The sequence below is a fragment of the Micromonospora sp. CPCC 206060 genome, from assembly GCF_036906895.1.
Taxonomy (GTDB): domain Bacteria; phylum Actinomycetota; class Actinomycetes; order Mycobacteriales; family Micromonosporaceae; genus Micromonospora.
This window is the reverse complement of record NZ_JBAKHU010000109.1, coordinates 1-13,092: the sequence shown is the minus strand read 5'-3', so window position 1 is coordinate 13,092 and position 13,092 is coordinate 1. Positions and strand designations below refer to the sequence as shown.

At 69.6% G+C, this 13,092-nt stretch carries 8 protein-coding genes and 5 pseudogenes; 9 read left to right on the top strand and 4 right to left on the bottom strand.

The window, feature by feature from the left end; genetic code table 11:
* Positions 1-69: 69 nt before the first annotated feature.
* The 3 genes and pseudogenes from V6U90_RS30945 to V6U90_RS30935 all read left to right on the top strand — a co-directional run.
* Positions 70-606, top strand: coding sequence for a hypothetical protein (locus V6U90_RS30945; RefSeq protein ID WP_334444298.1), 537 nt, complete (start codon positions 70-72; stop codon positions 604-606).
* Between the two features lie 116 nt (positions 607-722).
* A pseudogene (locus V6U90_RS34080) lies at positions 723-1,700 on the top strand (fibronectin type III domain-containing protein); the annotation flags it as partial.
* Positions 1,681-2,807: pseudogene (locus tag V6U90_RS30935) on the top strand (chitinase); the annotation flags it as partial. The pseudogenes V6U90_RS34080 and V6U90_RS30935, both read left to right, overlap by 20 nt.
* Before the next feature lie 80 nt (positions 2,808-2,887).
* Here the strand turns inward: V6U90_RS30935 and V6U90_RS30930 are convergent.
* The gene (locus V6U90_RS30930) at positions 2,888-5,932 is read right to left on the bottom strand and encodes an alpha-mannosidase (RefSeq protein ID WP_334444296.1); all 3,045 of its coding nucleotides are present in this window, start codon (positions 5,930-5,932) and stop codon (positions 2,888-2,890) included.
* Positions 5,933-6,277: 345 nt separating this feature from the next.
* On the opposite strand from V6U90_RS30930, the gene V6U90_RS30925 reads away from it, so the two are divergent.
* Both V6U90_RS30925 and V6U90_RS30920 read left to right on the top strand, forming a co-directional pair.
* Positions 6,278-7,585 carry a sensor histidine kinase gene (locus tag V6U90_RS30925; RefSeq protein WP_334444294.1) on the top strand — a complete coding sequence of 436 codons (1,308 nt, stop codon included), beginning with the start codon at positions 6,278-6,280 and terminating at the stop codon, positions 7,583-7,585.
* 73 nt (positions 7,586-7,658) lie between these two features.
* The gene (locus tag V6U90_RS30920; RefSeq protein ID WP_334444292.1) at positions 7,659-8,318 is read left to right on the top strand and encodes a response regulator transcription factor; all 660 of its coding nucleotides are present in this window, start codon (positions 7,659-7,661) and stop codon (positions 8,316-8,318) included.
* 97 nt (positions 8,319-8,415) lie between these two features.
* Here the strand turns inward: V6U90_RS30920 and V6U90_RS30915 are convergent.
* Both V6U90_RS30915 and V6U90_RS30910 read right to left on the bottom strand, forming a co-directional pair.
* A pseudogene (locus tag V6U90_RS30915) lies at positions 8,416-9,029 on the bottom strand (sigma factor).
* The gene (locus tag V6U90_RS30910; protein ID WP_334444290.1) at positions 9,026-9,433 is read right to left on the bottom strand and encodes a YciI family protein; all 408 of its coding nucleotides are present in this window, start codon (positions 9,431-9,433) and stop codon (positions 9,026-9,028) included. The pseudogene V6U90_RS30915 and the gene V6U90_RS30910 overlap by 4 nt, the downstream one beginning before the upstream one ends.
* A 364-nt stretch (positions 9,434-9,797) precedes the next feature.
* Between V6U90_RS30910 and V6U90_RS34075 the strand changes: the two are divergent.
* The 4 genes and pseudogenes from V6U90_RS34075 to V6U90_RS30895 form a co-directional block, all read left to right on the top strand.
* Positions 9,798-10,046: pseudogene (locus V6U90_RS34075) on the top strand (DUF4253 domain-containing protein); the annotation flags it as partial.
* Positions 10,047-10,257: 211 nt separating this feature from the next.
* Complete coding sequence (locus tag V6U90_RS30905) at positions 10,258-11,016, top strand: MBL fold metallo-hydrolase (protein ID WP_334444288.1); 759 nt, start codon at positions 10,258-10,260, stop codon at positions 11,014-11,016.
* A 464-nt stretch (positions 11,017-11,480) separates the two neighbouring features.
* A complete protein-coding gene (locus V6U90_RS30900) occupies positions 11,481-11,921 on the top strand; it encodes a hypothetical protein (RefSeq protein WP_334444286.1) in 441 nt (146 codons plus the stop codon).
* A gap of 327 nt (positions 11,922-12,248) precedes the next feature.
* Positions 12,249-12,794 (top strand): hypothetical protein, encoded by a 546-nt coding sequence (locus V6U90_RS30895; RefSeq protein WP_334444284.1) that lies wholly within the window; start codon positions 12,249-12,251, stop codon positions 12,792-12,794.
* A 143-nt stretch (positions 12,795-12,937) separates the two neighbouring features.
* Here V6U90_RS30895 and V6U90_RS30890 read toward each other — a convergent pair.
* Positions 12,938-13,092 (bottom strand): annotated as a pseudogene (locus V6U90_RS30890) (IS5/IS1182 family transposase); the annotation flags it as partial.

Here is a 13,092-nt window from a genome sequence, read left to right as displayed (position 1 = left end):
GTCTCGGTCGTCATCTGGCGTCTCTCCCTTGATCGGTCGATCAGCCGTTAGTTGTACACACCCTGGCCGGTGTTCGACTTCGGTATCGACGGGTATCAGCCGCGCTGGTTGACCGGGAAAGACGAGGTCGCGAAGCATCATGGAGAGCGCCTGGGTGGGCTTGTCGGCCGTGAGTTGACGGGTCCGTGGGTGGTGTGGGATACCGGGCGCGACGAGTGGTTTGCCGACTGCCCGGTGGTGTTCGACTTCGCCGGGGAGCGTCTGGAAGTCAATCACCAGAAGCTCGATGACGTGTCGATCACCTGGAACTCGGTGGACGTGACCCGGCCACCGGTGTGGCCGACATCGGACGGCTTCCGGTTGGTCTGGCGCGATGATGTTCCCGCCGTGTTGGCTGCCCGGCGTGGGCAGCGGCTTGAGGGGATCGAACTTCTCGAATGGGCTGGCGGAGACCCGGCGGATGGCGCCGTCGCTGTCGGTCTGCGCTTTACGGACGGCTGGTTGACTCTGTACAACGCCTTGGACGAGAACGGACTCGCGTTCGGCCAGCTCCAGCCGCAGTACCGCCGACACCGGCTGGGGCAGGGCTTGTCCGAGTTCCGGTGAGCCGGGATGGTGGCGGCTCTGTGGGGGCTGTATGGGGCCTCGACGTCCTGGGCAGGGGAGTGTCCAGATGCTGGTCGGCTCAGGGAGCTGCTGATCAAGTCGTTTGTTGGCGATCGATGGGTGGAACCGTAGAAATATTAGTAAACTTTCCTAATAATAATTGGATGAACAGTCTTCGATATTTCCTTGCGGCGTCGGCGACGGCCCTGACCGTCGCGGCGGGCGTGATCGTCGGCGCCGCCCCCGCCGCCGCAGCCAACCTGCTGGGCAACCCGGGCTTCGAATCGGGCGCGCTCACACCCTGGACCTGCAGCCTCGGCTCGGTCGTCACCGCACCCGTGCACACCGGCACGAAGGCGCTGCAGGGCGCGACGTCAGCCTCCGACACCGCCCGATGCGCCCAAACCGTCGTTGTGCTGCCCAACACGGCATACCGTCTCACCGGGTGGGTCCGCGGCAACTACGTGTACCTCGGCGTCACCGGCGGAGCGTCGACGTGGACACCGAGCGCGGCTAACTACACCCAGCTGACCGTGAACTTCACGACGGCGGCCAACCAGACCAGCGTCGAGGTCTACACCCACGGCTGGTACGGCCAGGGCGCGTACCTCGCCGACGACATCTCACTCGACGGTCCGGGCGGTGCCTCGCCGCCGGGCGTACCCGGCACCCCGACCGTGGGCGCGACCACCGACACGTCGGTAGCGCTGTCCTGGGGTGCGTCGAGCGGCACCGTGACCGGCTACCGCGTCTACGAAGGCGCCGCCGTCCGGGCCGACACGACCGCGACGAACGCCACGATCACCGGCCTGGCCCGCTGCGCGACGCACACGTACGCCGTGGCCGCGTACAACGCCACCGGTGAGTCGGCGAAGTCCGGCACGGTCACCATCACCACGACCGGCTGCACGACGACACCCCCGACTCCGGTGGGCCTGACCGTCACCGGCACCACGGACACGTCGATCTCGTTGCGGTGGACCGCATCCAGCGGTGCGTCCGGATACCACGTCTACGAAGGCACGACCCGGGTCGCCACGGGAACCGGCACCACCGCGACGGTCAGCGGACTGACCGCCTGCGCGACCCACTCGTACACCGTCACGGCGTACAACGCCAACGGTGAGTCGGCCAGGAGCAGCCCGGTGAGCGGGACCACGGCGGGATGCGGCAACACCGGACTGCCCAAGCACGCGCTGATCGGCTACCTGCACGCGAGCTTCGCCAACGGCAGCGGCTACACACGGCTGGCCGACGTGCCAGCGGCGTGGGACATCATCAACCTGTCCTTCGGCGAACCGACATCGGTGGCCTCCGGCGACATCCGGTTCAACCGGTGCCCCGTGACCGAATGCCCGAACGTGGAAAGCGACGCCGACTTCACCGCCGCCATCCGTGCCAAACAGGCACAGGGCAAGAAGATCCTGCTGTCGATCGGCGGTCAGAACGGCCAGGTGCAGCTGAACAGCACGGCCGCCCGGGACACGTTCGTCAGCTCGGTGAGCGCCATCATCGACCGTTACGGCCTCGACGGCCTGGACGTGGACTTCGAGGGCCACTCACTGATCCTCAACGCGGGCGACAACAACGTCGCCAGCCCGACCACGCCGGTCATCGTCAACCTCATCTCCGCCCTGAAGACCCTGAAAGCCCGCTACGGCAGCGGATTCGTGCTGACGATGGCCCCCGAGACGTTCTTCGTCCAGCTCGGATACCAGTTCTACGGCGGCAACTGCGGTGGCTGCGACCGGCGGGCCGGGGCGTACCTGCCCGTCATCCACGCCCTGCGTAACGACATCACGGTCCTGCACGTCCAGGACTACAACTCCGGGCCCATCATGGGCCTGGACAACCAGTACCACACCATGGGCAGCGCGGACTTCCACATCGCCATGACCGACATGCTCGTCGCCGGCTTCCCGGTCGCGGGCGCCGGCTTCACGTTCCCCGCCCTCCGCCAGGACCAGATCGCGTTCGGCACCCCCGCCGCGGTCAGCGCCGGCAACGGCTTCACCTCGCCCCCGGCGGTCCAGGCCGCCCTCAACTGCCTGGTCCGCGGCACATCCTGCGGCGGGTACGCCCTGCGTGGCGGCCCGTCACCGAACCTGCGCGGCCTCATGACCTGGTCCATCAACTGGGATCGGTACTACGGCTGGGAATTCATGAACAGCCATGAGCCGTTCCTGAACGCCCTGCCCTGACCACGCCAGACGTACACCGGTCACGAACCTGGGGTCCTGCTCCTGCTCCGGCCGGACGACGACGCCAGGTTCATCACCGATCAACGGCGCGGGGCGGGCGCCGGGCGAAGCCGGAGGGTGACGACCTGGAACGGCCCCAGGGCGAAATCCAGCGTGTTGCCCGCGACCGAAACCGGGGCGAGCGCGCCGATCTCGGCACTGACCCGTTCCAGCAGGTCACAGACCCGCACCTCGGACAGGTCGAACGACGCGGTGAGCCGGGTACGGGCCCGCCCACCGAGCGCCTCGTAGAGCCGGACGACCACGTCGCCGGACCGGTCGTCGGCCAGCTTCACGGCCTCCACCACGACGGCCGGGTTGGTCACCTCGATCAGCGGGGCGACCGGTCGCGCGCCCAGGCGCCGACGGATCGGCAGGTTCGCCCGGTAACCCTCGCGTACCGCGTCGGCGATCTGCGCGCCGCAGACCAGCGCGTACCCGAAACGGTGCGCACCCTGGTCGGTGTTCGGGTCAGGGTAGCGGGGACCACGCAACAGAGAGAGCCGCACCGTGGTCGGCTGCGCCCCCTGCACGTCACCAGGAGGTTGGCGGGTCACGTCGTGGCCGTACGTGCCGTCGTTGACCAGCGCCACGCCATACCCCGGCTCCCCGACGTGCAACCACCGGTGCGCGCAGATCTCGAACCTCGCCGCGTCCCAGGAAGTGTTGGTGTGGGTCGGCCGCTGGACGTGGCCGAACTGGATCTCCGAGCTGGACTGGGCGGCCTGGACGTCGACCGGGAAGGCGACCTTGAGCAGGGTGTCCTGCTCGTGCCAGTCCACCTCGGTGGTGAACCGCAGTACACGCTCGCCGGCCGAGAGCGACACGGTCTGCGCATACGCCGAGTTCCGGTCGTCGCGGGTCACCCGGACCCGAGCCTGCCGGGGATCGTCCGCCTCGACCACGAGCGCGGTGACCTCGGTCAGGTCACGGCACCGGTGACGGTAGAAGGCGTCGATGTCCCACGCGTCGAACCTGTTGGGCGTGTCCGGATGCAGTTGCAGGAGATTGGCCACCGAGCCGGGCCGAAGCACGTCCCGGTCGGCGACCAGGTCACGGATCGCGGTCACCGTCCCGTCGGGGCCGAGACACACCCGGAGCAGACCGTTGTCCAGCACCGTGCCATCGGGTCCGGACCGGACCGACACGTCCGGCGCGGCGCTGTCCCGACCCACTGACACCCCGAGCGCCGGCACGCCGTCCCGTTCGTGCGGCGCGGCGTTCGCCGTCAGCGGCGTCGACCCGGTGCCGGCCAGGGCGGTGAGCGCGGCGTCGATCACCCGTTCCAGCCGGTCCGCCAGTTTCGCGTACGTCTGCCGCGCCTCGCGGTGCACCCAGGCGATCGAGCTGCCGGGCAGGATGTCGTGGAACTGGAGCAGCAGCGTCTCCTGCCAGATGGCGTCGAGTTCGGCGTACGGGTAGGCGAAGCCGGTCCGCAGCGCCGCAGTCGTCGACCACAGTTCGGCCTCCCGCAGCAGGTGCTCGGTGCGCCGGTTACCGCGTTTCATCGCCGACTGGCTGGTGTAGGTGCCCCGGTGGTGTTCCAGGTACATCTCGCCGTTCCACACCGGGGCGTCCGGGAACTCCCGTTCCGCCTCGGCGAAGAACTCCCCAGGCGTGCGGATGGTGACCCGGGGCGAGCCTTCGAGGTCGGCCACCCGCCGGGCCGTCTCCAGCATCTCCCTGGTCGGACCGCCTCCGCCGTCCCCGTAGCCGAACGGCAGCAACGACACGGTCGACCGTCCGTGCTCGGCGAAGTTGTGCACGCCGTACGCCAGTTCCCTGCCGGACAGTTCCGCGCTGTACGTGTCGGCGGGCGGGAAGTGGGTGAAGATCCGACTGCCGTCGATGCCCTCCCACCAGAAGGTGTGGTGCGGAAAGCGGTTGGTCTGGTTCCAGGACATCTTCTGACTCAGGAACCAGCGGAACCCGGCCAGCCGGGCGAGCTGCGGCAGAGCCGCCGAGTAGCCGAACGAGTCGGGAAGCCAGACCTCCCAAGGCTCGACGCCGAACTCGGCGGCGAAGAACCGTTTGCCCTGGGTGAACTGGCGCACCATCGCCTCACCGCCCGGCATGTTCGTGTCAGATTCCACCCACATGCCGCCCACCGGGAGGAACTGTCCGGTGGCCACCTTCTCCGCGACCCGGCGGTACACCTTCGGGTGGTGCTCCCGCAGCCACGCGTACTGCTGCGCCGAGGAACAGGCGAACACCAGTTCCGGGTACTCGTCCGCCAGGGCCACCACGTTGGAGAAGGTCCGGGAACACTTGCGGATGGTTTCGCGTACCGGCCAGAGCCAGGCCGAGTCGATGTGGGCGTGCCCGACGGCGGTGACCCGGTGAGCGCTCGGCACGGCAGGGGAGGCGAGCACCCCGGCCAGTCGGGCCCGGGCGGCGGCGGCACCGCCGGAGATGTCGGCGACGTCGAGCTCGTCGAGCATCAATTCCAGGGCGCGGCGGATCTCGTGCCGCCGGGGGTCCGTCTCGGCCAGTTGCAGCGCCAGCTGGTGCAGGACCTGGACGTCGAGGACCAAGGCGTGTACCCCTTCGTCCAGCACCGCGAGTTCCGCCCGGTCCAGCCGGTAGAGCGGGCGGTCGGGCACCGTGTCCGGATCGCCGAGCGGGGAGACGCTGCCGTCGAACCGGGGGTTGGCAGCCGCCTCCACGTACACCTCGACCCGCTCGCCACCGGCGGCGGGCCGGGCGACCGGTACGTACGCGGTCCGGGGCTCGATGCCCTTGATCGGCGTCCCGTCGGCCGTGTACGCCAGACCCTCGGACCGGAATCCCGGCCCGGCCCGCTCGAATCCCAGGTCGACGAGGAGTTCCACCCGGCCGCCGCGCATCCGGGCCGGCACCTCACCGGTGAACCGGAACCACGTGGTACTCCAGGCAGGTCCCCACGCTTGGCCCACCGCGAAGGGACCGTACGCCATCGCCAGCCCTTCGCCCACCGGCACCGGCTCGCCCGGCAGGTGTGCCGCCTCGACGTGTACGGGTGCGGTGTCCCGGTAGAGGGCCGGGACGAGCCTTTCGTCGAGGGCGCGTTCGATCCGCGCGGTCAGGTCGGACAGCGACCGGTGCATCCGGAACTCCGGGGGAGAGGGGTGTGCGACGGGAGTGGGCGGGGCAGGTTGTGTCACGTGACCACCGGCGTGACCACACGCTGGGTGACGTCGACGCGCAAGGGTAGCTCCGCCGGCCGGGCGCGCCCAGCGTCGAGCCCGGCGCCGCGGAAAGCCCCGGGACCAGCCGGGATTCCCGCATCGTCACCTGGTCAGATCCCTCGATCTGCGGCAAACCGCCTGGACGGAGATCGCTGGCGGTTGTCGACGTCAGGCCGTCGGGAGTGGGACGGTAGGGAGAACCCCACCCTCAAGAGACCGGTGCGCAGGATGGGACGAACGAAACCCGATCCATAGCCTGGGCGCATGACCGCTGCACCACCGGCCACCTCGCCGACCTCCACCAGCCCACCCCACCGCAGCCTCGTCCGACAGTTCCTGTACGACTCCGGCTACGTACTCGCCGGCCTGCCGCTGGCACTGATCGGTTTCGTCCTGGCGGTGGCCGGGATCTCGCTCGCCGCCGGGCTGCTGGTCACCGCGCTCGGCCTGCCGGTCCTGGCCGGCACCCTGTACGCCGCCCGAGGGCTGGCCGACATCGAACGGCTGCGGCTGCCCACCGTGCTGCGCCAGCCCCGGGTACGCCCCGACTACCTGACGCCCGGACCAGGCGCGGGCTTCTGGCGGCGGGTCCTGGTGCCGATGCGTGACCTACAGTCCTGGCTCGACCTGTTGCACGCCTTCATCCGGCTTCCGCTGGCGCTGCTGACCTTCGTGGTGCTGGTGGTCTGGTGGGCGGTGGCCGTGGGCGGCACGCTCTACGGCGCGTACGACTGGGCCATTCCACGCGGACCCGACAACCAGGACCTGAACCAGCTCCTCGGGATGGGCGACGAGACGGCCGCGCGCGTCGGCCTGTACACCGCGATGGGCCTGTTCTGCCTGCTCACCCTTCCGCTGGTGGCCCGGGCCTGCGCCTGGTTCGATGCCGGCCTGACCCGATCCCTGCTGACCGCGGTGGCCGAGATGCGCCACCGGATCGGCGCCCTGGAGGAGCAGAAGCGGGCCGCCGTCTCCGCCGAGGCGTCCGCCCTCCGCCGGCTGGAACGCGACATCCACGACGGCCCACAGCAGCGGCTGGTCCGCCTCGCCCTGGACCTCAGCCGGGCCCGGCAGCAGCTCGCCAACGATCCGGTGGCCGCCCGACAGACCCTGGACGAGGCGGTCAGCCAGACCCGGGAGACCCTGACCGAACTACGCGCCCTGTCCCGGGGCATCGCCCCGCCGATCCTGGTCGACCGGGGCCTGCCCAGCGCCCTGGCCGCCCTCGCCGCACGCGCCCTGGTCCCCACCGAACTGGTCGTCGACAGCGACCTGGGTACGCCCGCCGGCCGGCTGGACCCGGCGACCGAGAGCACCGCCTACTTCGTGGTGGCCGAGGCGTTGACCAACGTCGCCAAACACAGCGGAGCCGCCGCCTGCCAGGTCGAGGTGACTGGCGGGACCGACCGGCTGGAGATCGCGGTACGCGACGACGGCGTGGGCGGCGCCCACCTGGCCAAGGGACACGGCCTGAGCGGGATCGGCGACCGGGTACGCGCCGCCGGTGGCACGCTCCACGTGGTCAGCCCGGTCGGCGGCCCGACCGAGATCCGCGCCGACCTTCCCCGGTGAGCCACGACCTGATGCCGCCTGCCGGTCGCCCCGGCCACCCCGGCCGGGTGGCGAGGTGGTAGACACCGGAACCATGCGGGTGGTTATCGCCGACGACGCCGTACTGCTCCGGGAAGGGCTGATCCGGCTGCTGACCGAGTCCGGGCACGACGTGGTGGCGGCCGTCGGCGACGGGGACGCCCTGGTCGAAGCGGTGGTGACCCATCGGCCGGACGTGTCGGTGGTGGACGTGCGGATGCCGCCCTCACACACCGACGAAGGGCTGCGGGCGGCGGTGGAGGCCCGCCGTCGGGTACCGCGTACCCCCATCCTGGTGCTCTCCCAGTACGTCGAGGTGTCGTACGCCGACGACCTGCTCGCCACCACCGGCGTGCCCGGCGGAGGCGGCATCGGGTACCTGCTCAAGGACCGGGTGGCCGCGATCGACGAGTTCCTGGACGCACTGGGCCGGGTGGCGGCGGGCGGTACGGTGCTCGACCCCGAGGTCATCGGTCAACTCCTGGTCCGGCGTCGGCGCGACGACCCACTGGCCGCCCTGACCCCACGCGAACGGGAGGTGCTCGCCCTGATGGCCGAAGGGCGCTCGAACACCGCCATCGCCCAGGCACTGGTGGTCACCGACGGCGCGGTCGAGAAGCACGTCCGCAACATCTTCACCAAGCTCGACCTTCCCGCCGACGCCACCACCCACCACCGTCGGGTCCTCGCCGTCCTCACCCACCTCCGCGCCTGACCCGTCAGGACCGGGGTCCGGCAGCGCGTTGCCCGCCACCGACCGGTGAAGAGCCGGCATCCGAGCCCAGCACCTGCTCCTTGCGTCGGGCCGCCGCTCAACCGCGCAGTTGCACGTTGAGGCGGGCGGCCTGCCGCGTGAGATGGTCGCGTTCGGGGATGGTGGGCGCCGACCGGGCGGCCTGGGCGTAGAGCCGCGCTGCGGTCACCGGGTCACCGTCACGCTCGTGCAGGTACGCCGCAGCGGCGGTGTACCGGGGCAGGGCAGGATCGAGTTTGGCCCTGCTGATCCGCTGGGCCATGGTCGCCTCCGGCACCAGGTAGGCCCGCGCGATCTGCCGCGTGGTCAGACCGCCGACCGCGCGCAGCGTGAGCGCGACGGCCGAGGCCGGTGTCAGGGACGGGTGCGCGCACAGGAAGTACAGCTGGAGTGTGTCGTCCACCGCGGCGCACGGGCCGGGCACGGGCTCGGCCTCGACCAGCTCCTCCCGCCGCCGGCGGGAGGTGTCGGCCCGGACGGCGTCGAGGAACCTACGCCAGGCCACCGTGACCAGCCAGCCCTTGGGGTCCTGCGGCGGGCCGTCCGGCCACCCGCGCACCGCCTCGACCAGGGCGTCCTGCACGGCGTCCTCGGCCGCCGCGAAGTCAGCTCCGCGACGGACGAGAACACCGTCACCGCGGGCACCAACTCCCGCAGCAGCGACTCGTTCACCCGGTGGCCGTGGGCTGCTCGCCGTAGAACGGGCGCACCTCAAGCCACTCGTGGATCGGCTTCCCACCCGCACCCGGCGCTGCCGACAACTCGCCGGCCAGCTCGAGCGCCCGCTCGTAGGTCTCGACGTCGATCACCATCCAACCGGCGATCAGATCCTTGGTCTCCGCGAACGGACCGTCGGTGACCGGCGGACGCCCCTCGCCGTCGTAGCGGACGAACGTGCCCTGCGGGGAGAGCGCCTGGGCGTCGACGAACTCACCGGTGCCCTCCAGCCGGGCGGCGAAGTCACGCATGTACTGCATGTGGGCCGAAACCTCTTCCGGCGCCCACTGGTCCATCGGCACGTTGTTGACCGGCGCCGGCGCGCCCCGGTAGTGCTTGAGCAGCAGGTACTTGGCCATCATGTTCTCCTCAGCGCGGTATGGCCCATTGTGGCCGAGTTCGCACCGGGGACGGAGCCGCACCCACGTTCTCGACATCCCACCGAGAGATTTTTTGCCGGCGTCCGAGACTCCACGCCTACCCACCGCGTGCCCCGCCCCGCACAGCGGCCAGCCGGCCGGCGAATACACCACGGCGCCATCCTCGCGACAGAAGCGCACAGCGAACCAGGTAGTGCACTTGTTTGGAACCGATCCTGTGGGAGTCTGCGGGCAGACGCCTATCGGCCTTGACGGCCGATCGGCTATCCCTGACCTGCTCCGCAGGGGTTCCGTTTCCTCTCCGGCCTGAAGGCCGGAGTATCCACGGAAGGAATCCGATGACACCGCGAAGTTCAGCGCGGTACTGCGTAGCTGGGAAGAGCGGTTCGGTGCCCGAGTCGTCGGACTCGGACCAGCCGAGCTCTACCTCAGCGTTGCCGCGCCGCCCACCGACGCGGAACACGCGCTGCATGTCGCCGCGGAACACTTCGCGTTCTGCCCCGACAACGTGTGGCAGTCCAGCACGGACACGCTCACGCGTTACGCCGAGAGCCTCACCAACCGGGCCTGGTGGTCCTTCTGGTGGGACTGAACCGCTCCGCCGTCGCTGACGGGCGCAAGGGAATGTGTTCACACCAGCAGCGTCCGCTTACCGGCGCGATCGTACGCCGGGCGACACCGCAGCTCCGTGATGGTCGATCGGCGGCATGCGAGAGCGTTTCGCGGACGCCTGCCGGTCCCGAACCCGGACCGGAAGGGCGTCGCGACTCGCACGGGACGGCGACACCTGACACAGTGATCCAGTGCTGAGTCAGGTGGCCGACGGCGTCTGGGTCCGGCAGAGCGAGTGGGTCTGGAGCAACGCCGTCGTGGTACGCGGCGAGGACGGGCTGATTCTGGTCGATCCCGGCATTGACGGTGCCGATCTGAACCAGCTCGCCGACGACGTGCACCGGCTCGGCATTCCGGTGGCCGCCGGATTCTCCACCCATCCCCACTGGGACCATCTGCTCTGGCATACCCGGTTCGGCGACGTGCCGCGCTACGCGACCCCCGCCTGCGCCCACGCTGCCAGTCACGCCCGGGAGCGGGCGCAGGCAATGGCGGCGGAGAGCGCGTCGGGCATCCCGCTCGATCTTGTCGGGCTCCTCTCCCCGCTGCCTACGGACGGGGGACCCGTGCCGGGCGAGATCATCGAGCATCAGGCGCACGCCATCGGCCACGCCGCGGTCCTCCTCGCCGACCGGGGCGTCCTGCTCGCCGGCGACATGCTCTCCGACGTCCTGATCCCGCTCCTAGACCCTCGCCGCCCCGATCAGGTAGGCGCCTACGAGAGGGCGCTCGACCGGCTGGGTGAGGCTGCCAGCCACGTTGACGTCCTGGTGCCCGGCCACGGGAACGTTGCCGTGGGTCCCGAGGTGGCGGCCCGCCTCGCCGCCGATCGTGCGTACATCGACGCGCTGCGGCGAGGAGAGGAACCGGTCGACGCGCGTCTGGCTCAGGACTGGCTCTGCGGCCCTCACCGGTCGAACCTGGAGCAGGCCCGACACTCATCCGGTTGACATCTCCCCCAGCTGAAGCAGGGGGATTCAACCCTCGCGGGTTGAGCTTTCTGCTCACCGACCGCAGTCGATCCGGAATACCGGCGAGGGACGGTGTACCGCCCATCGGTCTTACACAGTCTCCACAGACGTCACTTCCCGCCAGTCCGGCGGTAGGCCCGACCGGCTTGGTTGTCACCGGCCGGGCGCACGGAGATCAGCACACATGTTCAGTCGCGCGCCGCAGACACCTGACGCCTGTTCGCCTTGGCGGCGAACCGGCTTTCCCTGTCCTGCTCCGCAGGCAATCCGTTTCCTCCCCCGCCTGAAGGCGGGGGTATCCACGGAAGGCATCTGATGACTCCTCATCGCCACGACCGCGTGCCGCCGCCGGTGGCCAGCGGTTTGCGTCCCGTGATGAGCGGTCGGTGCGGTGAAGGATCACGGCGTCTGACTCCGGAGGGCTGACAAGCTAGGTTGCTCGGATGAGTCTCCTCGAAGACGTCGCGAGGCGTGACGGCTGGCGATGCTGGGTGTGCGACGAGCGGGTCGACGCCGACATGTCAGTGAACGACGCGCGTGGTCCCAGCGTCGACAGTCGCACCGCCGACAAGAAGGCCAAGCTCGCCGAGCGACTTGCGCACCGTGCCTGCAACAGCCGCAAGGGCGCTGTCAAGGTGGTCATCGCCTGGCCGGACCGTCTGCATGTGGTGGAGCCCGCGCCGCTGATCACCGTCGCCGAGCGGCTCGAACGCAAGGGTGGCCGCGAGTTGGTCGCCCGCTGTCCGAGCAGGAAGGACGCCCAGGAGGCGGCGGACTGGCTGGTCGACCGGTTCTCCCGGCTGGTGCCCGGACTGCCGGTGACCGCGAGTGTCGAGGCGGGCGGCGGACAGTACCTGGTCGCCCTGGCCACCGGTCGCCGCTGACCGGTGGCCCTGGTCGGCGGGCCGCCGCCGACCAGGGCAGTCTGGACCTGAGCCACCATCAGCGCTGCTTGCCGCCCACGGCACCCCGCCGCGCACAGTGGTCGAGGGCCGCGAGCGGCTCGCGCGTTCTCAGCGGCAGATGCGCGTACCTGATCTTGGCCTGTGCGGTACCGTCACGCCGCGTGAGTGACGGCTGGCTCGGTCTGCGCCGAGTCTGGTGTGACATCCAGGCGGACTGCTCGGTGTTGGACGACGAATTGTTCAAGTCGTGGGTAATGCCCATGTCTGACATCTGGTGCTGTCGATGTGCTTGGTGATAATCGTTTTATGAAGACAGTTGTGCATCCTGAGTCCGGTCTCTGGAAGGCCACCTTGACGGATGAGGAACTGGTGGAGATGCCGTGGGATTTCTGCCGGATTCACGCGTTCGCCGTCACCGCCTACGAGGGTCCACCCTGGGACGACATGACCCCGGAGGGGTACCGGGAGCACGACGACCTCGACCCCACCGCACCGTCAGACCTGCTGCTGCATCTCGACCTCGACTACATCGTGCGCCGGGTCGAGTTCGGACCCTTGCGGGATGTTCGGTACTGGGTGGCGCCGGCCACGCTGATTTTCGACAACGTCTGGGACATCGTCGGCAGCCTGCGTTCCGTGTGCCTGCCGCTGGAGCTGAAGAGCCTGCGTCAGGAGGAGGCAACCGGGCGCGCGCAGGACCATTGCTGGCACCTGGAGGGGCGCGACATGGACCTACGGTTCCAGGCGTCGCGCTACACCTTGTACGTGCGCAGACCCCCGCGCTACGGCGACCGGGTGCTCAGGATGGCCGAACGGGGCGGCATCAGCTTCGACCCGCACCCTTTTGCCTGACTGGTCGCTGTTGTCCCAGCTGGAGTCCGCAGGCGCCGTCGAGGCGGTGCTCACCCATCGAACCCCGGCTCTGTCGGCTGGTAGGAACAGTCATGGATCTACCACTGAGCCTTTCCGCGCAAGGGTTTGATCACGGGTGGTAATCATGTGGTTCGGGCGTGGTCGAAGTGCAGCAGCGCGAGGGCCGCTGCCACGATCTTCCCGATTCGCCACGGGTCGAGGCTGACGTTGCGAAGCGCCTTGAAAGTGGTCTTGAGCAGTGAGTTCCCGCGTTCGCCGATGGCGCGCAGGCTGTTGT

Excerpts from the sequence above, each read along its gene's own strand:
- V6U90_RS30920 (WP_334444292.1), top strand. The coding sequence starts at position 7,659 with ATGCGGGTGGTTATCGCCGACGACGCCGTACTGCTCCGGGAAGGGCTG.
- V6U90_RS30930 (WP_334444296.1), bottom strand. The coding sequence starts at position 5,932 with ATGCACCGGTCGCTGTCCGACCTGACCGCGCGGATCGAACGCGCCCTC.
- V6U90_RS30925 (WP_334444294.1), top strand. The coding sequence starts at position 6,278 with ATGACCGCTGCACCACCGGCCACCTCGCCGACCTCCACCAGCCCACCC.
- V6U90_RS30900 (WP_334444286.1), top strand. The coding sequence starts at position 11,481 with ATGAGTCTCCTCGAAGACGTCGCGAGGCGTGACGGCTGGCGATGCTGG.
- V6U90_RS30895 (WP_334444284.1), top strand. The coding sequence starts at position 12,249 with ATGAAGACAGTTGTGCATCCTGAGTCCGGTCTCTGGAAGGCCACCTTG.
- V6U90_RS30910 (WP_334444290.1), bottom strand. The coding sequence starts at position 9,433 with ATGGCCAAGTACCTGCTGCTCAAGCACTACCGGGGCGCGCCGGCGCCG.